Here is a 22,040-nt window from a genome sequence, read left to right as displayed (position 1 = left end):
GATGTCGAACTCTATCGAGTTGCGGCGTCAAAAGTTTGACAGCAAGGACCGTAAGCGCCACGCTATTCCGCGTCAGTGAACGTTGGTGAGCTCTCTGGGGGCTTCCGTTCAGTATGGAGGAATAGTGTCGCGGAGAGTGCGAGCCCAGCACGCGATCGGTGCCGTCGTCAGCGCAGCCGAAGAACAAGGACTCGGAGTAGCTGTCGCCGTGGTCGATCCCTCAGGCGTCCTCGTGGGATTCGCCCGCACCGATGCGGCCCTCGTCGGCCCGGTCGAGGTGGCGCTCAAGAAGGCGCGCACCGCGGCCCTCTTTGGCACCGACAGCGCTGACCTCGGTGCCCAGGCGCAGCCCGGTGGATCGATCTACTCGCTCGAGCACACCAACGGCGGCCTCATCTCCTTCGGCGGCGGCGTCGCCCTGCGCGACGCAGAGGTGGTGGTCGGGGCCATCGGCGTGGCCGGCGCGGACGTCACCACCGACGAGCAGCTCGCGCGGCTGGGCGCCGCGCGCTTCTGACATGACACGGCTGCTGTCGCTGACGCTGGCGGCGTTCGCCATCGGCATCAGCGAGTTCGTCCTCGTCGGGCTCCTCCCGACCATCGCTGCCGAGACGGGCGTCAGCGTCGGTGCGGCCGGACTGCTCGTCACGGCGTACGCGCTGGCCATCACCGTCCTCTCTCCGCTCCTGACAAGCTGGTTCAGCCGCTTCGACTCGCGCTGGGTGCTTGTCGCCCTCATGGGCGCCTTCGCCATCGGTAACACCCTCGTGGCCACGGCCGCGGGCTTCGCCGCCCTGCTGGCCGGCAGGGTCCTCGCCGGGGCCGCCCACGGCACCGTGTTCGCCATCGGCGCGCCCGCGGCCGCCGCCCTCGTGCCGCGGGAGAAGGCGTCCCGCGCGATCTCGCTGGTGTTTCTCGGGCTGACCGTGGCGATGGTCGTGGGGGTGCCGCTCGGCACGGTCCTCGGCAACGCGGTCGGCTGGCGCGCGACCTTCGTCGTCGTCGCGGTGCTCGGCGGGCTCTCCGCGGCGGCGATCGCGGCCCTTATCCCATCCACGGGAGCGGGGGAGGCGGTGAGCCTGCGCGGGCAGCTCGCGCTGCTGCGCGACCGGCCGCTCGCTCTCACCTACGTGGTCACCGGACTCGGCTTCGGCGCCACCTTCGCGGTGTTCACCTACCTGGAGCCTCTGCTCAGCGAGGGGGCCGGCTACAACGCCACGGGCGTGACCATCCTGCTGCTCCTGTTCGGCGCGGCTACCGTCGTCGGCAACCTCGCGGGCGGTGCGCTCGCCGATCGCCGGGGGACCGGTCCCGTCATCCACGTGGCCCTGGTGGGGCTCGCCGTCTGCTTCACCGGCGTGCTCCTGAGCGCGACCAGTGCCGTTGCCATCGCGATCACCGTGGCGGTCTGGGGCGTCTTCGCCTTCCTCATCTCACCGCCCCTGCAGGCCCACGCGGTGGCCCTGGCGAGAGGGCGTGGAGCGGGGGCGGAGAAGGCCGCCAGCGGCCTGAACATCGCCGCCTTCAACGCGGGGATCGCGCTGGCCTCCTGGGCAGGGGGCGTGGTGCTCGAGGCTGCCGGTGCCACCAGCACGCCGTGGGTGGCACTCGTGCTGGTGCTCCTCGCCCTGGCCGTCAGCCCGGGGATCATCAGCGCCCGAGCGCGAGGAGCGGTCCGCGAGGGCGTCAGCTGAGGTGTGGCACCGCACGTGGTGACCGCGTGCGTGGTGCCCCAGGCGGGACTCGAACCCGCGACCTACCGCTTAGGAGGCGGTTGCTCTTCCGCTGAGCTACCAGGGCGCGGTCCCAGGGTAGCCGGGACCGGGCCGCCACTGGGGCGACGGCGCGGCGCACCCGGCACCCCGTCCGACATCACGTCCGACACCACGCGGGGACCACACCGCGCGGCCGTGCTGACCACCATGGGAGCGCACTAGCCTTTCCGGGTGACTCAAGGGCTGATGGGCGTGGCGGGTGGCGCTGCTGGTGCCGGGGCGGCCGGAGCGGGGCAGCGGCCGCCGATGGCGTCCGAGAGGCCCACCGAGCCCGGTGCGGGCACCCAGCCCGGCGGTCAGCCGGCTCCTCAGCAGCCGGTCACCCCTCCCGGCGGGCGCGCCACGTCCGGGTCGCATCGTGCCGGTGGCCCGCGGCCCGTCCCGGCCTCCGCGCGCCGCCCCGCACCGAAGCCGTCCGTTCCCCGCGGTCTCGAGGCGGCGCTGTCGGGGTGGCGCACCGAGCTGGCCTCCCTTGGCGGCCCCGAGCCGCTCATGACCCCCGAAGACCTGCGCGACGGCTCCCTCGAGCTCGCCTCCGCGCACCCCTCGGGCGTGGCGCTGCTGCTGGCCGGCCGCCCCACCCGGCTGTCGCACCTGTTCCGGGAGGCCGGTGCCCTGGAGGAGGCCCGCCGCCGGGCCCGCACCATCCGCGGCGAGGCCTCCGCCCTGGCCGACGAGCACGGCCTGCAGGCGTGCGTGCTCGCCGTCGGCCTCGCGTCCTGGCACGACGAGACCACCGGCACCACGGTGAGCACGCCGCTGCTGCTGCGCCCGGCGGAGCTGCACGCCCGCGGCGCGGGCCCGGTCGACTACGAGATCGGCCTCGGCGGCCCGGTCCGCACCAACCCCGCCCTCGTCCGCGAGCTCCAGCGCCGCGGCGTCCCGGTCGACCCGGCAGGCCTGGCGGCGCTCGCGGTGCACGCGCACGGCTTCGACCCGGCACCCGCCCTGGAGCGGCTGCGGTCGCTGACCCGGGTCTCCGCGCCCGACATCCAGGTGAAGCCGGCGCTGCTCGTGACCGTCCTTGTCGACGTCGCGCGCTCGCTGGTGGCCGAACTCGACCGCGCCGCCGACGGGCTGGCCGGCTCCGACGTCGTCCTGGCCCTCTCCGGTGACCGGGGCGCCACCGAGCGCCTCCAGAGCCCCAGTACGGTCGCGGCGCTGCCCGAGACCGCGCGCGGCGTCGACCCGGACGACGTCCAGGTGCTCCCGCTCGACGCTTCCCAGCGCCGCGTGCTCGACAGCGTGCTCGCCGGCCGGTCGCTGCGCGTCGAGGCCGGTCCGGGTACCGGAGCCACGCAGGTGGCGGCCACCACCATCGCTGCGCTGGCGGCCACCGGCCGCAGCGTGCTGCTCGTGGCGGGCCAGCAGCAGGAGGCCGAGGACGTCGCCCGTCGGCTCGCGGCCCGCAACCTCGGCGACCTCCTCGTCGATGCCACCGGCTCGGTCGACCCGAACGCCACCGGGCCGCTGCCGGTGCTGCCCGTCGAGGCGCCTGCGCCCCCCAGCGGGCCCTCGATCTCGGGCGGGGCTGCGAGTGGCTCCGGCGGTGACGTGGTGGCGGCCCTCGGACGCCACCGCGCCGCCCTGCACACCCGCCGTGGCCCCTGGGGCGTCTCCGCCCTGGACGCCATGGCGGCCCTGGCCACGCTGCCCCCCGGTCCCGACCCGGTGCGTCTGGCACCCGCCGCGCTCCGTGCCATGGACGCCGACGAGCGGGAGAAGGCCGCCGTCGAGCTCCGCCAGGCCGTCGAGCTCGGCGCGCTGTCCGCGCGCGCCGGTGACACCGCCTGGTCCGGCGCGGCGCTGTCCAGCCGCGCCGAGGCCGCGGAGGCGCTCGACGAGGCCCGCGCCCTGCGCGACGACCTGCTGCCCGCCCTGCGCCGCCAGGCCACGGCGCTCGCGGGGGGCAGCGGCCTGCGCGTGCCCACCTGCGTCGCCGACGCCCAGGCCCAGCTCGACCTACTGGCCCGCGTGCGCGACTGCCTGGACTCCTTCCTCCCCGCGGTCTTCGAGCGACCGCTGACCCCCCTCATCGACGCGACCGCGCCGCCGGCGCTGCGCGCCACCGGGCCGCGCTACGGCGTCTTCGAGAGGCGCCGGCTGGAGCGCGCGGCCCGCGAGCTCGTGCGTCCCGGCGTCATCCTCGACGACCTCCACGGCGCCCTGGTCGACGCCGAGCGCTCCCGCCTGGACTGGGAGGCCTGGCGCGCCGAGGACGCCGCCGGAGCGCCCCCGCGCGTGCCGCAGGGCGTGCCGGCCGCCGAGGTCGTACTCGACCAGGTGACGGCCCAGACCAGCGCCCTGTCCGCGGTGCTGGCCCCCACCACCGGTGGCGGCGCCCTCGCCGACGAGCCGTGGCACGCGCTCGCCGAGCGGCTCAGCGCGCTGGTCGCTGATTCCGGCGCGCTCGAGGACCTCCCGCAGCGTGCGGCCCTGCTCGCGGTGCTCGACCAGCGCGGCCTGGTGCCGCTGCTGGAGGAGTCGCGCCGCCGTGGTCTCGACCCCGACCAGGCCGTGGTCGAGCTGCGCCGCTCCTGGTGGCGCTCGGTGCTCGACACCTTCCTCGAGGCCGACCCGGCCCTCGGGGCCTTGGACGCGCTCGGTCGCGCCGAGGCCGCCGCCGCGTTGGCCGCGCACGAGAAGCACCGTCGCGCCACCGCCGTTCACCGGGTGCGAGGTGCCACCGCCCTGTCCGCGTCCGCGCCCTGCCGCGTCAGCGGCCCGTTGGCGCTGTCCGTGGAGTTGGCCTCCGGGCGCCGGTACGACGTGGTGCTCGTGCTCGCGGCGCACCGCGTCGGCGTCCCCGAAGCGGTGCTGGCCGCCTCTGCGGGCCGCCAGCTCGTGGTGCTCGGAGACCCCGGCGGGCCCACGCCGGTGCGCGTCGCGCCCCGTCGTGCCGACGAGGCGCCCCTGCCGCGCGGCTCGCGCCGCAGCATCTTCGACGCCCTCGAGAAGGTGCTGCCCACGCAGCAGCTCACGTGGCAGCACCGGATGCCGCAGCAGCTCGCGGCCCTTGCGGGAGCAGTTCCGGGGACGACGACGGGCGAGCACGCCGTGCCCTGCCCTCCGGGCCGCCCGCCCGTACGCCTGCGCCGTGTCAGCGACGTCACTGGCCGTCCCGACGCCGACGGCGTGGTCAACAGCCCCGACGGTGAGGTGACCGCCGTCGTCGACCTCGTGCTGGCCCACGTGCGCGAGACCCCTCATGAATCGCTCGCGGTGGTCGCCCTGACCCGCCCGCACGCGCGGCGCATCGCCGACGCCGTCCGTGCCGCGCTGGCCACCCGCCCCGAGCTCGCGGCGTTCCTGCGGCGCCGGCGCCGGGAGAGCTTCGTCGTGACCGACGTCGAGAGGTGCGCCGACACCGTCCGTGACCACGTGGTCTTCTCCGTGGGCCTCGGCGTCACGCCGCTGGGCCGGTTCGTGCACCGATTCGGGCCGCTGGACGACGTCGACGGGCACCGCTGGCTGGCGTCCGTGCTCACCCGCGCCCGCAAGCGGCTGACCGTGGTGAGCTGCGTGGCGGGCGAGGTGCTGGAGGCGTCGCAGTGCACCTCCACGGGCGCCTCGTCGCTGCGGTCCCTGCTGCTCTCGCTGGAGGAGCCGCCGTCCGCCGACCCGCTCCAGGCACTGCGCCGCCAGGACGGCAACGCCGTGTCCGGTGCCGCGGTGGACCCCCTGCTCGCGCGGCTGTCGGACCGCCTCGCCGGGCGCGGTGCCCGGGCGCTCGTCACCGGCGGGGTGCCCGACGTCGTCGTCCTGCCCGCCAGCGGTGACGGCCCGGCGGTGGCGGTGCTCACGGACATCCCCGCGGGCACCGACGACGACCCCCTGGGCGACCTCGTGCAGCGCGAGCTCGTGGTGCCCGAGCAGCTGGGCCACCTCGGCTGGGGCGTGGTGCGGGTCGGGGCGCGGGAACTCTTCGAGGACCCGACCGTCGCCGTCACAGCAGTGCTGCGCGAGCTCGCCGGACGTGGCTGACACCGGCGGCTCTGCCGGCTCCGGCGTCTCGGGGGGCTCGGGCGGCCGGCGGCCGGGGCAGCGGGGCCGCCGCGTGGTGGCTCCGCCGACCGGCGCGCCGGGGGAGGAGCTGGAGGCCCCCGAGCTGCCCGAGGACGCCGGGCGCTGGGCCGCCGAGGCCGAGCGGCTGCGCAGCGAGCGCCCACCCCACTGGAGCTGAGTCAGGCCGCACGGGCGAGCACCACGCCGCCGTTCGCGGTGGCCGCGGCGACACGGGCGGCGTCCTCGTCGTCCAGGGCCAGCACCACCACGGTGCCCCCACCGCCGCCGCTGAGCAGACCCGTGGTGAGTGCGTCGGAGCTCACCACCAGCAGCATCGCGCTGGGGACGAGCACCCCCGTGCCGTCGTCGTCGATCGTGTCGGGGGAGGCCGCGAGCACCGCCACCCGCGCACCGGGGACGAGCAGGCCGTCTGGCGCCGGAGCGGTCACGCTGACGGGGACGGCCACCTGCCCGGGCGCCAGGGAGGCGAGGACGTCGTCTCCGCGCAACCGGACGTCGGTGATGACCTCGCCCTCGCGCACCGGAGCCGCGAGCCGCGCACCGTCCGCGCGGCCGCCGGCGGCGAGGTCTGCTGGGACGAGCGCGCCCTGCGGCACCGCTGACTCCGGCAGCGCCGCGGTGCGCGACCCACTGGCGACGGCCGCGCCCGCGGGCAGGTTGTCAGAGGCGACCACGACGGCGGTGCTGCCCGCCGCCGGACCCTCCCGGGGGACGAGCGCCGTCACGATCACGCAGACGGCGCCTGCGAGCAGCGCCGCCGCGAGCGGCCGACGGGACCGGCGCAGCGCCCGTCGCAGCCGGCGCGTCGACGCGCCATGTGAAGCGCCATGTGAAGCGGCGGTGCGCGGCCGAGGGGGCTGCCAAGGCGACGTGGTGGTGGTCACCGCCGCAGCCTGGCCATCTCGCGGCGCCGCCCGCTGGCGCGAGCTTCGCGCCTGTGGATAACCGAGCGCCGCAGGTCACCTGTGGGCGGACGACACCGCTCACAGGCGGGTCAGGATGAGGAAGAGCTGCTGCTCGCGGGCGTCGAGCTGCTGCTCGAGGAGCTGGAGCTGCCACTCGTGGAGGGGGTGGCGCTCGAGGTGCTGGAGCTGCTCGCCGCGGTGCTGTCGCTGGAGCTGGACCCTGAGCTGGAGGAGCCGGACCCAGCGCTGGAGGAGCCGCCCTTGCCGTCCGCGCGGGAGTCGGTGCGGTAGAAGCCGCTGCCCTTGAACACCACGCCCACGGCGTCGAACCGCTTGCGGAGCCGGCCCGCGCACTCCGGGCACTCGGTCAGCGCGGCGTCGGAGAACGACTGCTTGACCTCGAGGCTGTGGCCGCAGGCGGTGCAGGTGTAGGCGTACGTGGGCACGACGGGGCTCCTCGGTTCACGACGACGACCAGGCCGCCACGGTGCGCGCTCCTGCTGAGTTCTGGCACTCGGGCGGTCCGAGTGCCAATGCTAGCGCCGTGGGACCGCTGCTGACACGCTCACCGCTCGCCCGGCCCAGCGTTCAGGCCCAGCGTTCAGGCCCAGCGTTCAGGGGCCGGTGCGCTCCCGACCCGGCGCGGGGCGCAGCTCCGGCACCCGCGCGGCGCCCGGCGTCGTCCACTTGGCCAACCTGCCGCGCTCGGACAGCACGCGGAGGCGCTCTTCGGTGAGCTCGCGCACCCCGGAGACCGCGACGACGAGCAGGTTGTCACCGCGCTGCAGCGTGGTGGTGCGGGTGGGCACGCGAGCGCGCCCGTCGCGTACGAGCAGCGAGACCTCCGCCCCCTCGGGCAGGCGCAGCTCGAAGATCTCCAACCCGTGCAGCTTGGACGCGGGCCCCACCTTGACCTGCAGCACGTCGGCGCCGATCTCCTCCAGCGGGCTGGACTCGACCTCGAGGTCGCGCACGGTCGGCTCGCTGATGCCGAGGCGCCGCGCCACCCACGGCAGTGTCGGCGCCTGCACGAGGGTGAAGGCGACGACGAGCACGAACACCATCTCGACCACACCCTCGGTGCCGGGCACGCCGGCTGCGGCGGGCACGGTGGCCAGCACGATCGGCACGGCGCCCCGCAGGCCACCCCAGCTGAGCAGCACCTGGTCGCGCAGGGGCACGCGGAACCACGAGGTGGACACCAGCACCGACAGCGGACGCGCCACCAGCAGCAGCGCGAAACCGACCACGAGCGCGGGCACCACCTGCGCCGGGATCTGCGAGGGGGAGACGAGCAGCCCCAGCAGCACGAACAACCCGATCTGCGCGAGCCATCCGACGCCCTCGGCGAAGCCGCGCGTCGCGGGGCGGTGCGGCAGCTCGGCGTTGCCGAGCACCAGGCCCGCGAGGTAGACGGCAATGAAGCCCGACGTGTGCAGGTACGCACTGAGCCCGTAGGCGAGGGCGCACACGGCGAGCACGGTGATCGGGTACAGGCCGGAGGCGGGCAGCGCCACGCGCCGCAGCCCCAGCGCGCCGAGCCAGCCCAGCGCCAGGCCGATGACGGAGCCGCCGATGAGCTCGGCACCCGCTTCGAAGACCAGGAAGCCCCACCCGTGGGAGGCCTTCCCGCTGAGGACCGCGGTGAGGGAGACGACGGCGATGACGACGGGCGCGTCGTTGAACCCCGACTCAGCCTCCAGCAGACCGCCGAGACGGCTGGGCAGCGGTGCGCGGCGCAGCACGGAGAACACGGCCGCGGCGTCCGTGGAGGACACCACGGCGCCGAGGAGCATGCCGGTGGCCCAGTCGATGCCCAGGGCCCAGTGGGCCACGGCGCCGACGACGACGATCGACACCACCGTGCCCAGCGTCGCCAGGAGCGCCGCCGGGGCGATCGACGCCCGGATCGACGACCAGCGCGTGGTGAGGCCGCCTTCGGCGAGGATGAGCACCAGCGCTGCGTAGCCGAGCACCTGGGTGAGGTCGTAGTCGTCGAACTGGATGCCGAGGCCGTCCTCGCCGATGGCGACTCCGAGGGCCAGGTACAGCAGCAGCGACGGCGTGCCCGTGCCGACCGACAGGCGCACCGCGAAGATGGCGACCACCAGCACGAGTGCGCCGAGGAGCACGGCGACGTTGAGGTCGTCGACCGTCATGCGGGCCTCCCGTCGTGGTTCCGGCGGCGGCCGTACGGCGCGCGAGATGGGGTTGGGCGAACCGTACCGGCGCCGGAGTGCTCGCGGGGTGAGGCCAGCTCAGGCGAACGCGGTCCAGCCGGAGGGGGTCAGGGCCGCCTCCACGAGCACGTCGTGCGGCTCACGCGGCAGGGCGCCCGCGGGCAGCAGTTCCTCGTCGCGGACGACGGCGGCCAGCAGCGGCTGGGCGCGCAGCGCGGCGAGGGTCCTGTCGTAGTGACCCCCGCCCTGGCCGAGTCGCGTGCCGTCACGGGCCACCGCGAGCGCCGGCAGCAGGACGACGTCGACGCCGTGCACCCCGTGTGGCCAGGGGCCGCCGCCGCACGTGCTGTCGATCTCCCAGTCCAGGGCGGCGTCGCGGCCGACCACCACGGGCAGGATGACGACGAGCCCGCGAGCGGCCAGCGCCTCGCGCAGCGCGCGGGTGCCCGGTTCCGTGGGCAGGGAGTCGTACAGGGCGACGACGGCGCCGGCCGGTAGACCGGCCAGCGGAGAGCCGTCGGCGAGGGCTTCGCGCGCCAGCGCCGCGTCGAGGTGGGCGCGGGCGTCGTCGTCGAGGTCGCGGCGGGCGGCCCGCACGCCGGCGCGCAGCTGCGCCTTGGTCAGCGCCGCCGGCGCGGTGGACCCGGAGATTTCGGTGCTGCGTCCTGTCGGGTGGTGTTCCACGGGGGCCGATCCTCCTCGGGTACGCGAGGGTGGGGCCTCCCGGCACCCCGATAGCCTCCGGGCATGAGCCCTGCTGGCACGCCTGCTGGTCCGACGCGCCCGATCCGCAAGGCGGTGATCCCCGCCGCCGGCCTCGGTACGCGCTTCCTGCCCTACACGAAGTCGACGCCCAAGGAGATGCTCCCGGTCGTCGACAAGCCGGCCATCCAGTACGTCGTGGAGGAGGCCGTCTCGGCGGGCCTCACCGACGTGCTGCTGGTGGTGGGTCGCACCAAGCGCCCCCTGGAGGACCACTTCGACGTCGTTCCCGAGCTAGAGCAGAACCTGCGCGCCAAGGGCGACGACAAGAAGCTCGCCCTGGTGCACCACACCACCGAGCTCGCCGACGTGCACTACGTCCGCCAGCACGAGGCCAAGGGCCTCGGGCACGCGGTGCTCACCGCCAAGGCCCACGTGGGGCAGGAGCCGTTTGCCGTCCTCCTCGGTGACGACCTCATCGACGAGCGCGACCCGCTGCTCGCCCGCCTCGTGGAGGTCCAGCAGCAGTACGGCGGTTCCGTGGTGGCGCTGCTGGAGGTGCCGCGCGAGAACGTCGGCATGTACGGCTGCGCGGAGCTCCTGGACGACCCGTCCACCGCGACCGCTGACGACGTCGTGACCCTCAAGGGCATGGTCGAGAAGCCCGACCCGGCCGTGGCGCCCAGCAACCTCGCCGTGATCGGCCGGTACGTGCTGCACCCCGCCGTCTTCGAGGTGCTCGAGAAGACCGCGCCGGGCAAGGGTGGCGAGATCCAGCTGACCGACGCCCTGGAGACCCTCGCCGGGATGCCGGCGGAGGACGGCGGCGGGCTGCGCGGCGTGGTCTTCCGCGGGCGCCGCTACGACACCGGTGACAAGCTCGACTACCTCAAGGCCGTGGTGCGCCTGGCTTCTGGCCGTGACGACCTCGGCGGGGAGTTCAACGCCTGGCTGTCCGAGTGGGTCGCTTCCGGCTTCGACACCGAGCAGCCGACCCACAGCTCAGGAGGCTGATCCCGGATGCGCACGGTCGAGGAGCACCTGGCTGCGTGCCTGGCTGCTGTTTCCCCCCTCGCCCCCGTCGACCTGCCGCTGCTGGACGCACTCGACTGCGTGCTCGCCGAGGACGTCGTCGCGACGGGCTCGCTGCCCGCCTTCGACGGCTCCGCGATGGACGGCTACGCCGTCCGCCACGGTGACGTCGCCTCGGCAAGCGTGGACACCCCGGTGTCGCTGCCCGTCGTGGCTGACCTGCCGGCCGGGGTGCGCGAGGTCGCACCCCTGGCCGCGGGGGCGGCGGCCCGCATCATGACCGGCGCCCCGGTGCCCCCGGGCGCCACCGCCGTGGTGCCCGTGGAGGACACCGACGGCGGCGTGGCCACCGTGCTGGTGCGCCGGGCCGTCCGCGAGGGCTTGCACGTGCGCCGCGCCGGCGAGGACGTCAGGCCCGGCACCACGCTGGTCTCGGCGGGCACGCGACTGTCGGCGCGGCAGATCGCACTGCTCGCCGCCGTCGGACGCGAGCGCGCCCGGGTGCTGCCCGCGCCGCGCGTGGCGGTGCTCAGCACCGGCAGCGAACTGGTCGACCCGGGCCGTCCCGCCGGCTTCGGGCAGGTGGTCGACGCCAACTCCACGGCCCTGACCGCCGCCGCCCGCGACGTCGGCGCCCACGCCACCCGCGTCGGCATCGTCGACGACGACCCCCAGCGCCTCCTCGCGGTGCTGGAGGGGCAGCTGTCCGGCGCCGACGTGCTCATCACCTCCGGCGGCGTCAGCGCGGGCGCGTACGACGTCGTCAAGGAGGTGCTGAGCCGCCTCGGCACGGTGGAGTTCCACAGGGTGGCGATGCAACCCGGCATGCCGCAGGGCCTGGGCCTGCTCACCCGCGGCCCGCACAGCGTGCCGATCTTCACCCTCCCCGGGAACCCCGTCAGCGCCTACGTGTCCTTCGAGGTGTTCGTGCGGCCCGCGCTGCGCCGGATGCTCGGCGAGGCGGAGCTGCACCGGCCCACCGTCGTCGCGACCGCCACGCAGGGCTGGTCGAGCCCGCCCGGCAAGCGCCAGTTCACCCGCGCCGTGGTCAGCTCCGACGACGACGGCCGCCTCCGTGTCCGTCCCGCCAGCGGCCCCGGTTCCCACCTCGTCTTCGGGTTGGCCGGCGCCAATGCGCTCGCGGTGACGGGGGAGGACACCACATCGGTCGAGCCTGGCGACGTCGTGCGGTGCATGCTCCTCGAGCGCGGGCGACGATGACGCCGAGCCAGCGGGGCTTCCCCCACCTCGACGCCGGCGGGAACGCCCGCATGGTCGACGTCAGCGGCAAGGCCGTCACGGTCCGCGAGGCCCGTGCGGAGGGCTTCGTCGTCTGCTCCGCCGAGGTCGTCGCGGCGCTGCGCGACGGGACCGTGCCCAAGGGTGACGCGCTCGCCGTGGCGCGCATCGCCGGGATCCAGGCCGCCAAGCGCACGCCGGAGCTCGTGCCGCTGGCGCACCCGGTGGCGGTGCACGCCGTCGACGTCGTCGCCGAGGTCGGTGACGAGGGCGTGGCGCTGATGGCCACGGTCCGCACCGCGGACCGCACCGGCGTGGAGATGGAGGCGCTCACCGCGGTCGCGGTGGCGGGTCTGGCCCTCGTGGACATGGTCAAGGGTCTGGACAAGCGTGCCGAGATCACCGGGGTGCGTGTCGTGGCCAAGAGCGGAGGTCGCTCCGGTGACTGGCACCGCTGACCCCACCCCACCCCCCTCCGTGATCATGGGCAGTACGCCACCCCGGTCACTGGTTATCACTGTGAGCAACCGCGCGGCGGCGGGTGTCTACGAGGACACCGCCGGGCCCGTGCTGGTGGCCGGCCTGCGTGCCGCGGGCTTCGCGGTCGACGGGCCGCAGATCGTCCCCGACGGCGACCCGGTGGGCGCAGCCCTGCGCGCGGCCATCGCGGCCGGCTACGCCGTCGTCGTCACCACCGGAGGCACGGGCCTCAACCCGCACGACGCCACCCCCGAGCAGACCGCTCCGCTGCTCGACAGGCCCGTCCCCGGCATCGCCGAGGCGCTGCGGGCCACCGGCCTCGCGAAGGGCGTGGCGACGGCGATGCTCTCGCGCGGCGTGGCAGGGCTGGCGGGGAGCACGCTGGTGGTCAATGTCGCTGGGTCACCGGGGGCCTGCTGTGACGCCGTCGAGGTGCTCGCGGCGGTGCTCCCGCACGCCGTGGACCAGCGGCGCGGCGGTGACCACCCCCGCTCAGCCCCTGCGTGAGCCGGTCGTGAGCACTGCTGGCTGGCCCGTCGTCCTCGAGGACGGCGACGTCGTCCTGCGTCCCCTGCGCCTGCGTGACAGCGGGGCGTGGCGATCCGTGCGCGCCGCCAACCTGCAGTGGCTCCGCCCGTGGGAAGCCACCGACCCCAGTGGCGCGGCGCCGGTGCGCACGTTCGCGGGGCTCGTGTGGGAGCTGTCGCGCCAGGGCAGGTTGGGGACGGCGATGCCGTTCGCCCTCGAGGTGGAGGGCAGCTTCGCCGGGCAGGTGACGGTGGGCGGCATCACCTGGGGGGCGATGCGCTCCGCGCACGTCGGGTACTGGATCGACGGGCGCCTCGCCGGGCGAGGCATCGTGCCGCGGGCGGTGGCGCTCGTCGTCGACCACTGCCTGCGCATCGGGCTGCACCGGCTCGAGGTGAACATCCGCCCGGAGAACGCCGCGAGCCTGCGCGTGGTCGAGAAGCTCGGGCTGCGCGACGAGGGGCTGCGCGAGAAGTACCTGCATATCGACGGCGCCTGGCGAGACCACCGGACGTTCGCCGTGACCCGCGAAGAGCTGCCCCAGGGCCTGCTGGCGCGCTACCGCGCCACCCACCCCTGACCCCGTCTTTCTCGCGCTTTCCGCGGAAAGCGCGGTGGGGAAGAAGCTTGAGGGGGCGCGGGTTGCGATTCGGTCACGGCGGGCCGTGAGGGGCGCCCAGATCGGTGCAGAAGCGGACATCAGCCACTCTAGTCACACAAGAAACATCCGCCACGTGGTTCACGTCTGCCTCGTGAGCATCTACAGTATCGGCGTGGGCAGCAGCGGAATCCTCCTCCTGGGGATCGTCGCGCTGTGGGCGTTCGGGGCCGTACCCCACTGGGTGCAGCGGCGCGAGCAGCTCGCGGCGGCCTGGCGCGCCGAAGCCACCGAGGAGGAACTCCGCCTCCTCGAGCGGCGTGAGCTCTCCCGGACCTCCTCGGCGCTCCCACGCAGCTCGGGCCGCCTGCTCGCGGCGCCCCGGCCCGTGGCGCAGCCCGTCGCCGCGCCCTCTCCGGCAGCTGCCGGCCCGGCTCCCTCGGGGAAGGGGAGCCGGCCGGTGGCACCGGCCCAGCCCGCAGTTCAACCCGCAGCCCAGCCTGCAGCGGCCAGCCCTGCTGCCGCACTCCTCGTGCTGGGCGGAACCGGCCTCGTCGCCGCCGTCCCGGCGTTGCTCGCCGTGTTGGGCGTCGTGCCGCTTGCCGTGGCGCCCGTCGGTCTCGCCCTGCTGGGGCTGCTCGTCGCCGTCGGACGTCGCCGTGCCGCCGTCCGCCAGCGCGCTGCGGCGCGTGCCGCGGCGCTCGACGCCCAGGCCCGCACCCGAGACGCGCGCCGTCGTGCCGCCGAGCGCCACGCCGCACAGGGCCGCGCGGAGACGTCCGCCCGGGCTGCCGCAGCCAGCGCCGCCGCAGCCGCGGCGACCTTCGCCGCCGAGCGCGCAGCGGCCCGTGCCGCCGAGCAGCACGAGCGCGCCGCCCGCGCGCCGCAGCGCACCGCCACGGTTCCTCGTCGCCGCGCCGTCGGCGAGTAGCCGCACGTCGGGTGGTAACGTTCTTCCGTCCTACGGGGCTGTGGCGCAATTGGTAGCGCACCTCGGTCGCATCGAGGGGGTTAGGGGTTCGAGTCCCCTCAGCTCCACCCGTTCCACGAAGGGGCGGCACCTCACCGGTGCCGCCCCTTCGTGCGTCGTCCCCCTGCGTCGTCCCCTGGGGCGTGCCGCGCAGAACCTCTCCACGGCCGTCGATCACCGCCGATGGAGCGGCGTGACCTCTCGCGCCGCGACCCGGGGACGTCGCCGCTCCGGCGATCGCCGGTCCCTGCGGCCATGGCTGCTCGCGGCGCTGCCGGTGCTCCTCGTTGCCTTCACCCACCCCGGCGTGGCACTTCTCGGGCTGCCGACGACCCTCGGGACCGCACTCGTCGGGCTGACCGAGGCGGCGGTGGCGGCGACCGCAGCTGTTCTCAGCGGCCGCCGGGCCCGCCGCGAGCGCACGGGCGGGAAGCCTGGCCGGCATGCTGTGGGCTGGTGGCTGCTGGCGGCGGCCGCCGGCTCGTGGGCCGCAGGGCAGCTCACGTGGATCACCAGCACTTCGCTGCTGCAGCTCGAGCTCCCCGTGCCCTCGGTCGCCGACATCGGCTTCCTCAGCTTCGGCGTGCTCGCTCCCGTGGCCGTGATGATGGTCAGTGGTGGTGCGGTGCGCACCACCACCCGCGTGCGCGGCCTGCTCGACGGCGTGATCACCGCGGGGGCGCTGTTCCTGCTGAGCTGGACACTGGTGCTCGACGTGGTGCTCCGGCAGGGGTCGTCCTCGGTGTTCGCCCTGGTCACCACCGCTGCCTACCCGGTCGCCGACATCATCACGCTCACCACGGCGATCACCGTGCTCGCTCGCACCCGTTCCCATCGCGCTCTCGTGGGCATCGCCGCCGGTGTCGCGATCCTGGCCACTGGTGACTCGCTCTTCGTCTACCTCAGCGCTGTCGGTCAGGTGGAGACCGGCGGCGTGATCGACGTGCTGTGGACGGCGGCCTTCGCCGTCGTCGCCGCCTCCTGTGGGCTGGCGGGTCCCTCCGCTGCCTCGGACCCCCTCGAGGGCCGGTCGCTGCGGGGGGCCGTCGCGCTGCGGGTGCTGCCGTACCTGCCGTTCGCCGTCGCGACCGTCGTGGTGGTGATCGAAGCCACCCGGCGTCCGCTGTCCGGGCTCACGCTGGCGCTGCTCGTCGTCCTCATGGCCCTGGTCTTCCTCCGGCAGGCGCTGGTCGTGGTGGACAACGCCGGTCTCACCCGTGAGCTGCAGGACCGCACGGCGGCCCTTGCGCACATGGCGTATACCGACCCGCTCACTGGGGTGGCCAACCGAGCAGCCTTCACCGCGGCCCTCGAAGACGGCCTCAGCTCGGGGGCGCCCCTGGTCACGGCGTTCTGCGACCTCGACTCCTTCAAGGCCGTCAACGACGTCTGCGGCCACGCCACAGGAGACGCGCTCCTGGTTGCGGTGGCGGCGCGCCTGTGCGACGTGGTGCGTGACGGGGACATCGTCGCGCGCCTCGGCGGCGACGAGTTCGCCATCCTCGTGCGCAACAAGGACGACGAGCGCCCCAGCAGGGCCGCCGACGCGCTGCGGGCACGGCTGGCCACGGCGCTGTCGGTGCCGTTCTCCGTCGAGCCCGAGCTGGCGGTCGCCGCGGGGGACTCAAGAGCGCGCGAGGTGCTCGAGGCGGTGTCGGTGAGCCTGGGTGTGGTCTCCACCGCGGAGCTGGGCGATCCGACGGCCGAGAAGCTTCTCCACGCGGCTGACCAGCGCATGTACGCCGCCAAGCGCACGCGGCAGCCCACGCGCCAGACCACCCGCTGACCTCGCCTCAGGTGGCGGCCCGCACCGCGGGCGCCACTTCGGTGCCCAGCAGCTCGATGGCGCGCAGCACGTCGCGGTGCGGCATGGTGCCGGGGGAGACGTGGAGCATGAACCTGTCGATGCCCAGGACCTCGTGGTTGAACAGGATCTTCTCGGTGACCTCGGCCGGACTCCCCACGAACAGCGCGCCCCGCTTCGTGCGGCCTGCCTCGAACTGCGGCCGGTTCAGCGGCGGCCACCCGCGTTCACGGCCCAGGGTGTCCATGACCTGCTTGTAGGGGCCGTAGAACGTCTCCACCGCCGCCTGCGTGGTGTCCGCGACGAAGCCGTGGCTGTGGGAGGCCACGGGGATGCGCATCGGGTCGTGACCGCCTTCCACCGCGGCGCGGTGGAACAGGTCGACCAGGGGCGCGAACCGCTCCGGCTGCCCCCCGATAATCGCCAGCGCCAGCGGCAGGCCGCGCACGCCGGCGCGCACCACCGACTCGGGGTTGCCGCCCACGCCCACCCATACCGGCAGCGGCTGCTGCAGGGCCCGGGGCTGGACGACGACGCCGTCCAGGGCCGCCCGGTGCTTGCCGGTCCACGTCACGGGCTCCTCGCCGCGCAGCGCCAGCAGCAGGTCGAGCTTCTCGGTGAACAGCGTGTCGTAGTCGGCCAGGTCGTAGCCGAACAGCGGGAACGACTCGATGAACGAGCCCCGCCCCGCCAGCACCTCCGCCCGGCCGCTGGAGAGCAGATCCAACGTCGCGTACTGCTGGTACACGCGCACCGGGTCTTCGCTGGACAGCACCGTCACAGCGCTGGTCAGCCGGATCCGCTGCGTGCGCGCCGCCGCGGCCGCCAGCACCACCGCCGGCGCCGAGGACGCGTAGTCCGGGCGGTGGTGCTCCCCGAGGCCGTAGACGTCCAGGCCCACCTGGTCGGCCACCACCGCTTCCTCGACCACCTCCAGGAGCCGCTGGTGCGCGCTGGGCACGGCGCCGGTGGCCGGGTCGGGGGTGGTCTCTGCGAACGAGCTGATGCCGATTTCCACCCTCTGACGCTAGGTCACCGGTCGCTTGTGCACCGCGGGGCCGCGCGGTGCGCGAGGACCGGGAGGATGGGCCCGTGCTTCCCACCTCCCCTCTCCGCAGGGTCCAGATCGCGGCCACCGGCGTGCTGGCCCTGGCCGCCGTCGCCCTGGTCGGCTGGCTGCTGTTCAAGCCCGCGCCGGCGGTGGAGGGCGCCGGCACCGCGCCCGCGGGGTCCGTGGCCTCGGTGCCCGTGTCGGGGGCGTCCACCGCCCAGGAGAGCAATGCCGCCCCGGAGATCCTCCCGTCGGCGCTTCCCAGCCCCACCCTCACAGCAACGCTGCCGACCAGCGCGGCCGCCGGTCCGGAGGCGTCCGTGGCGGGGGGCGCGCCGGTCGTCTTCGTCGGTGACGGTCTGGACCCGGCCGGTACCGCCAACGACTGGTCGGCGCTGGCCGCCACCGCGCTCGCCGGCGCGGGTGCCCCGGTGGAGCGCAGTGTCGCCGCCGCCGACGGCGCCGGCTGGGCGGCCCGCTCCAGCGACGGCCGCACCTTCGCCGACCTGGTCGACCAGGTGGTCACCCCCCAGACCCGCGTGCTCGTGCTCCTCGGCAGCCGCAACGACCTGGCCGCCCCCACCGCGGTGGGCGAGGGCGCCGAGCGGGCGCTGCGCGTCGCGCGTGACAAGGCTCCGCAGGCTGAGGTGGTGATCGTGGGACCGCCGGCCCTGGGCGACACCACCTCCGCGGCGCTGGCCAGCACTCGGCGCGCGCTCAGCGCCGCCACCGCTCAAGCCGGCGTCGTCTACCTCGACCCGGTGGCCACCGGTGGCGAGCTCGACGCGGACGCCACCACCACCACCGACGGGTCGGTGAGGCTCACCGCCGCCGGGCAGGTTCAGCTCGCCAACCAGGTCCTCCCGGTGCTCCAGCGGCTGCTCACCGCCCCCGCTGGCTCCTAGCGAACTCTCAGCCGGGCGGGCTGAAGCGTCGAAGCGCCGGCGCCGATGAACATCGGGTGACCGACGAGAGCACGACGACGACCACCACGGAACCCGCTCGCCTGACCGTGACGTCCCGACCGGCCGCCGACCTGCCCCGGCGCACGCGCCCCGACACCTCTGGCCTGCGGGTTCCGGGAACGCAGGGAACGCCGGGTGCGCCGCGCGCCGTGCCGACCGGCGACGACTTCTCCTTCGCCGCGCGCCGCCCGCGCGCCGTTGCCGCGGCGGCCTCGGCTGCGGCCTCGGACCCGGCGGCGCCGTCCGCGAGCGCGGCCGCGCGGCTGCTGTGGACGGCCACGGCCGTCGCCGTCGTCGTCCTCAGTGCCTTCTTCGTGCTGATCGTCTCCGGTCGCGTGGTCACCGAAGGACCCGTGGTGATGGTGCTGACGCGCACCCACGGCATCCACGTGGGAGACCTGTTCGCCCTCGCCGGCTGGGGTGTGGCCGTGCTCGCGTTGGTCGCCTCCGCGATGACCAGCAGCCGGGCGGCCCGTCGCTGACGCCTTCCGGCGTCAGATCCAGGAGGCGAACCACATCCGGGCGCGCCACGCGTCGTAGGTGATGAGCTGCGCCGTCCACACCGGCCAGAAGTACGACGCCGCCACGACCGCCAGCACCACGACGGCGCCGCTGACGACGACGCCGGTCAGCCGCCGCCCCGTGAGCGGACCTGACAGCGGACCTGACAGTGGCCCTGCCACAGCGCCTGCCTGGACGGCCGGCGGCCCGATGAGCAGCCCGAAGCAGTACACGACCGCCATGACGACGAACGGCGCGAACACCACGGCGTAGAACTGGAAGATCGTCCGGTCGCCCACGGTGAACCACGGCAGCCAGCCCGCGGCGACGCCCGCGAGGATCGCGCCGGCGCGCCAGTCGCGGCGCAGCGCCCAGCAGAACAGCAGCACGAGCAGGGCCACGCAGCCGGTCCACCAGATGACGGGGTTGCCCAGCGACGTGATGGCCATCGTGCAGGAGTCGGCGCCGCAGCCGGTGACTCCCTGTGCCTGGCCCTGGTAGTAGAACGACGTCGGTCGGCCCTGCACCATCCACGCCCACGGCGAGGACTTGTAGGCGTGCGGGGAGTCCAGCCCGGTGTGGAACGCCCACATGTCCTGGTGGTACTTCCACAGCGAGCGCAGCGCCGGCGGCAGCCATTGCACCCCCTGGCCGGGGTTCTCGGAAGCCCAGTTCCGCAGGTGCCCGGTGCTGGAGGCGAACCAGCCCGCCCAGCTCGCCGTGTAGATGACCAGCACGGTCGGCAGGGCGACGACGGCGGCGGGCACGCCGTCGCGCAGCAGCCCGGTCCACCAGCGCGGCAGCCCGGCCCGGCGGCGCGCGGAGACGTCCCACAGCACGCTCATCAGCAGGAACGCCGCCACGAAGTACAGCCCCGACCACTTCACGCTGCACGCGAGCGCCAGCGCGACCGCCGCGGCCAGGCGCCAGGGCCGCCACCACAGCCGCGGCCAGCTGCCGCGTGCGGCGACGACGGCGCCGGCCAGGCGCCGGCGCATCCAGTCCCTGTCGAGCAGGAGCAGGCCGAACGCCACGAGCACCCAGAAACCCAGGAAGATGTCGAGGATGCCGGTGCGGCTCATCACCAGGTGCAGACCGTCGACGGCGAGCAGCAGCCCCGCGGTGGTGCCGAGCAGCGTCGAGCGGAGCAGCCGACGGGTGATCCGCGCCACGAGCAGCACCGACAGGGTGCCCACGAGCGCAGCGGAGAACCGCCAGCCGAAGGAGCTCTGCACCCCGAACAGCTGCTCGCCGATCGCGATCATCCACTTGCCCACCGACGGGTGGACCACGTAGTCACCGGTGGAGGAGTACACGTCGACGTCGCCCGCGACGAAGCTCTTGTCCGTGCCGTCGGGCCAGCGCATCTCGATGCCGGTGGCCAGCATCGTCCAGGCGTTACGGACGTAGTACGTCTCGTCGAACACGAGAGCGTGCGGCGTCGCGAGGTGCCAGAAGCGCAGCACCGCCGCCAGCGCCGTGACCAGCAGCGGTCCCGCCCAGCCCCACAGGCGGTCGCGTGCCGTGGTGGCCAGCGGTGGGCCGACGAGGCGCTCGACCTCGGCGGCCAGCGCCCGCGCGTCGCGGCGGGAGCGTCCCGCCGCCCTCGTGCGAGGGGTGGGCCGCTCGGTGGTGACGGTCACGCGCCCATCCTCACCCGAGCGCGCCGCTGCCTGTGACCCTGCGCCGATCTCCGCTGCCGCGGCGGGGCTTCGGCGGGCAGCACACGCGAGGTGCGGTCCAGGGGCAGGTGCCGGAGCGACCTGACCCTGGACCGCACGGTGCGACCACGAGGCCGCGGGGGCGGTCAGGCTCGTGCACCCCCGGCGCTGGCGGCGCCGACCTCCTCGCGGCTCGCGTCACCACCCGGCTCGACGGGGCCGGGCACCGCAGACGACAGCACCGGGGAGACGGGGGCGGAGCGCTCCAGGTCGTACGCGGTCTCGGCGTGAAGCACCAGGTCGAGGCCAGCGTGCTCGGCCTCCTCGTCAACCCGGATCGGGCTGACCTTGTTCATGCCCCAGGCGATCGCGTAGGTGACGCCGAACGAGTAGGCGACCGTCACGACGATGGCCACCAGCTCGCGCCACAGCAGGTCGAGACCACCGCCGGTGGCGATGCCGGCGATGCCTGCCGGAGCGGCGGCAGCAGCGAAGAAGACGACGAACAGGGCTCCGACAATGCCGCCGATGCCGTGCACGGAGAAGGCGTCCAGGGAGTCGTCGATCTTCAGCCTGTGCTTCCAGCCCATGATGAGCGCCACGATGCCGCCACCGAGGAAGCCCGTGGCGAGGGCGCCGAGCGGGCTGACGGCGTCGGCGGCGGGGGTGATGGCCACCAGACCACTGATCAGGCCGGTCGCCATGCCGAGGACGGTGGCGTGGCCTTCGCGGATCCGCTCGACGAGGAGGTACCCGATGACGCCGGTGAGGGCGGCGAGCAGCGTGGTGAGGGTGACGTAGCCGGCGAGGAAGTTGGCGCCGCCGGCCGTGCCGCCGTTGAAGCCGATCCAGCCGAAGAACAGCAGGCCTGCGCCCAGGAGCACCAGGGGCAGGTTGTGCGGCCGGCCGGTGTTGCCCCGGCGGGCCCCGAGCACCATCGCCAGGGCCACCGCCGAGGCTCCGGCGTTCATGTGGACCGCGGTGCCGCCGGCGTAGTCGTGCAGGCCCAGCTGGGTGCGCATCCAGCCACCCACGACGCCGTTCTCCTCGTCGCCGAAGGCGAAGACCCAGTGGGCCAGCGGGGCGTAGACCAGGACCACCCAGAGGGCGGAGAACACCAGCCACGCGCCGTAGCGCATGCGGCCCGCGGCGCCGGAGGCGACGATCGCGATGCTGATGGCCGCGAAGAGGATGTAGAAGGCTCCCCAGTAGGCGTCGGCGCCGATGGTGGTCTCGCCGTCGCCGGTGTCCTCCATGAACGACTGGAACCCGAGGTAGGCGGTGGGGTCGCCGATGATGCCGGCTCCGCCGACGGAGTTGCCGAGCACCAGGCCGTGCACGAAGAGCACGTAGATGACGGCCGTCACCGCCATGGACCCCATGATCATCATGAACATGTTCAGGACGCTGCGGCTGTTGAGCATGCCCCCGTAGAAGAGGGCGATCCCTGGGAACATGAGCAGCACGAGGCCGAATGCGGACAGCATCCAGGCGAGATCGGCGGCGGGCACGAGCGGCCTCCAGAGGTGAAGGGGGCTGGTCAACGGTCGCCGCACACCTCACACGATCTCCTTGACCATTTCATTACCTTCGTGTTTCAGGTGGTGGCGCGCCGCGCGGAAC

The 22,040-nt window shown here is 74.4% G+C and carries 20 protein-coding genes and 2 tRNA genes; 14 read left to right on the top strand and 8 right to left on the bottom strand.

The window, feature by feature from the left end:
• Positions 1-136: 136 nt before the first annotated feature.
• Together BXY45_RS05185 and BXY45_RS05180 are read left to right on the top strand one after the other, a co-directional pair.
• Entirely contained in the window at positions 137-517 is a 381-nt protein-coding gene (locus BXY45_RS05185; protein ID WP_109773259.1) for a GlcG/HbpS family heme-binding protein, read from the top strand.
• Between the two features lies 1 nt (position 518).
• Entirely contained in the window at positions 519-1,694 is a 1,176-nt protein-coding gene (locus BXY45_RS05180) for an MFS transporter (protein WP_109773258.1), read from the top strand.
• Positions 1,695-1,725: 31 nt separating this feature from the next.
• Here BXY45_RS05180 and BXY45_RS05175 read toward each other — a convergent pair.
• Positions 1,726-1,800, bottom strand: a tRNA-Arg gene (locus tag BXY45_RS05175).
• Between the two features lie 146 nt (positions 1,801-1,946).
• On the opposite strand from BXY45_RS05175, the gene BXY45_RS05170 reads away from it, so the two are divergent.
• Positions 1,947-5,759 (top strand): DUF4011 domain-containing protein, encoded by a 3,813-nt coding sequence (locus tag BXY45_RS05170; protein ID WP_146211089.1) that lies wholly within the window; start codon positions 1,947-1,949, stop codon positions 5,757-5,759.
• Positions 5,752-5,958, top strand: coding sequence for a hypothetical protein (locus tag BXY45_RS05165; protein WP_109773256.1), 207 nt, complete (start codon positions 5,752-5,754; stop codon positions 5,956-5,958). The genes BXY45_RS05170 and BXY45_RS05165 overlap by 8 nt, the downstream gene beginning before the upstream one ends.
• 1 nt (position 5,959) lies before the next feature.
• Here the strand turns inward: BXY45_RS05165 and BXY45_RS05160 are convergent, their stop codons facing one another.
• The 4 genes from BXY45_RS05160 to BXY45_RS05145 form a co-directional block, all read right to left on the bottom strand.
• Entirely contained in the window at positions 5,960-6,685 is a 726-nt protein-coding gene (locus BXY45_RS05160) for an SAF domain-containing protein (protein ID WP_170131321.1), read from the bottom strand.
• Between the two features lie 110 nt (positions 6,686-6,795).
• Positions 6,796-7,152 carry an FmdB family zinc ribbon protein gene (locus BXY45_RS05155; protein WP_109773254.1) on the bottom strand — a complete coding sequence of 119 codons (357 nt, stop codon included), beginning with the start codon at positions 7,150-7,152 and terminating at the stop codon, positions 6,796-6,798.
• Positions 7,153-7,320: 168 nt separating this feature from the next.
• Positions 7,321-8,865, bottom strand: a complete 1,545-nt coding sequence (locus BXY45_RS05150; RefSeq protein WP_109773253.1) for a potassium/proton antiporter — start codon at positions 8,863-8,865, stop codon at positions 7,321-7,323.
• Between the two features lie 99 nt (positions 8,866-8,964).
• Positions 8,965-9,570: a 5-formyltetrahydrofolate cyclo-ligase gene (locus tag BXY45_RS05145; protein WP_211319240.1), complete on the bottom strand. Its 606-nt coding sequence runs from the start codon at positions 9,568-9,570 to the stop codon at positions 8,965-8,967.
• A 63-nt stretch (positions 9,571-9,633) separates the two neighbouring features.
• Between BXY45_RS05145 and galU the strand changes: the two genes are divergently transcribed.
• The 8 genes from galU to BXY45_RS05105 all read left to right on the top strand — a co-directional run bounded on the left by galU (position 9,634) and on the right by BXY45_RS05105 (position 16,221).
• Positions 9,634-10,602, top strand: a complete 969-nt coding sequence (gene galU, locus BXY45_RS05140; RefSeq protein WP_109773252.1) for a UTP--glucose-1-phosphate uridylyltransferase GalU — start codon at positions 9,634-9,636, stop codon at positions 10,600-10,602.
• Positions 10,603-10,608: 6 nt separating this feature from the next.
• A complete protein-coding gene (glp, locus tag BXY45_RS05135; RefSeq protein WP_109773251.1) occupies positions 10,609-11,841 on the top strand; it encodes a molybdotransferase-like divisome protein Glp in 1,233 nt (410 codons plus the stop codon).
• On the top strand, positions 11,838-12,317 hold the full coding sequence (moaC, locus tag BXY45_RS05130) for a cyclic pyranopterin monophosphate synthase MoaC (protein ID WP_109773250.1): 480 nt from the start codon (positions 11,838-11,840) through the stop codon (positions 12,315-12,317). The genes glp and moaC overlap by 4 nt, the downstream gene beginning before the upstream one ends.
• 25 nt (positions 12,318-12,342) lie before the next feature.
• Positions 12,343-12,846, top strand: a complete 504-nt coding sequence (locus tag BXY45_RS05125) for a MogA/MoaB family molybdenum cofactor biosynthesis protein (protein ID WP_109773309.1) — start codon at positions 12,343-12,345, stop codon at positions 12,844-12,846.
• Positions 12,847-12,853: 7 nt separating this feature from the next.
• A complete protein-coding gene (locus BXY45_RS05120; RefSeq protein ID WP_109773308.1) occupies positions 12,854-13,447 on the top strand; it encodes a GNAT family N-acetyltransferase in 594 nt (197 codons plus the stop codon).
• Positions 13,448-13,640: 193 nt separating this feature from the next.
• Positions 13,641-14,396, top strand: coding sequence for a hypothetical protein (locus BXY45_RS05115; protein WP_146211088.1), 756 nt, complete (start codon positions 13,641-13,643; stop codon positions 14,394-14,396).
• Between the two features lie 34 nt (positions 14,397-14,430).
• Positions 14,431-14,503 (top strand) — tRNA-Ala (locus tag BXY45_RS05110).
• A gap of 125 nt (positions 14,504-14,628) precedes the next feature.
• The gene (locus BXY45_RS05105) at positions 14,629-16,221 is read left to right on the top strand and encodes a GGDEF domain-containing protein (RefSeq protein ID WP_109773248.1); all 1,593 of its coding nucleotides are present in this window, start codon (positions 14,629-14,631) and stop codon (positions 16,219-16,221) included.
• Positions 16,222-16,228: 7 nt separating this feature from the next.
• Here the strand turns inward: BXY45_RS05105 and BXY45_RS05100 are convergent, their stop codons facing one another.
• A complete protein-coding gene (locus BXY45_RS05100; protein ID WP_109773247.1) occupies positions 16,229-17,257 on the bottom strand; it encodes an LLM class flavin-dependent oxidoreductase in 1,029 nt (342 codons plus the stop codon).
• Between the two features lie 74 nt (positions 17,258-17,331).
• On the opposite strand from BXY45_RS05100, the gene BXY45_RS05095 reads away from it, so the two are divergent.
• A complete protein-coding gene (locus BXY45_RS05095; RefSeq protein WP_109773246.1) occupies positions 17,332-18,195 on the top strand; it encodes an SGNH/GDSL hydrolase family protein in 864 nt (287 codons plus the stop codon).
• 56 nt (positions 18,196-18,251) lie between these two features.
• Positions 18,252-18,737, top strand: coding sequence for a hypothetical protein (locus BXY45_RS05090; RefSeq protein WP_109773245.1), 486 nt, complete (start codon positions 18,252-18,254; stop codon positions 18,735-18,737).
• Positions 18,738-18,749: 12 nt separating this feature from the next.
• Here BXY45_RS05090 and BXY45_RS05085 read toward each other — a convergent pair whose 3' ends face one another.
• Complete coding sequence (locus BXY45_RS05085; protein WP_109773244.1) at positions 18,750-20,399, bottom strand: dolichyl-phosphate-mannose--protein mannosyltransferase; 1,650 nt, start codon at positions 20,397-20,399, stop codon at positions 18,750-18,752.
• A 164-nt stretch (positions 20,400-20,563) separates the two neighbouring features.
• On the bottom strand, positions 20,564-21,928 hold the full coding sequence (locus BXY45_RS05080; protein ID WP_109773243.1) for an ammonium transporter: 1,365 nt from the start codon (positions 21,926-21,928) through the stop codon (positions 20,564-20,566).
• Positions 21,929-22,040 lie beyond the last annotated feature (112 nt).

It is taken from the genome of Quadrisphaera granulorum (genome assembly GCF_003149145.1).
Lineage (GTDB): Bacteria > Actinomycetota > Actinomycetes > Actinomycetales > Quadrisphaeraceae > Quadrisphaera > Quadrisphaera granulorum.
The sequence above is the reverse complement of the archived record's forward strand: the minus strand, read 5'-3'. Positions and strand labels throughout refer to the sequence as shown.

Bases quoted from the DNA above. Each gene is read 5' to 3' on its own strand.
- BXY45_RS05180 (WP_109773258.1), top strand. From the start codon at position 519: ATGACACGGCTGCTGTCGCTGACGCTGGCGGCGTTCGCCATCGGCATC.
- BXY45_RS05150 (WP_109773253.1), bottom strand. From the start codon at position 8,865: ATGACGGTCGACGACCTCAACGTCGCCGTGCTCCTCGGCGCACTCGTG.
- galU (WP_109773252.1), top strand. From the start codon at position 9,634: ATGAGCCCTGCTGGCACGCCTGCTGGTCCGACGCGCCCGATCCGCAAG.
- glp (WP_109773251.1), top strand. From the start codon at position 10,609: ATGCGCACGGTCGAGGAGCACCTGGCTGCGTGCCTGGCTGCTGTTTCC.
- moaC (WP_109773250.1), top strand. From the start codon at position 11,838: ATGACGCCGAGCCAGCGGGGCTTCCCCCACCTCGACGCCGGCGGGAAC.
- BXY45_RS05125 (WP_109773309.1), top strand. From the start codon at position 12,343: ATGGGCAGTACGCCACCCCGGTCACTGGTTATCACTGTGAGCAACCGC.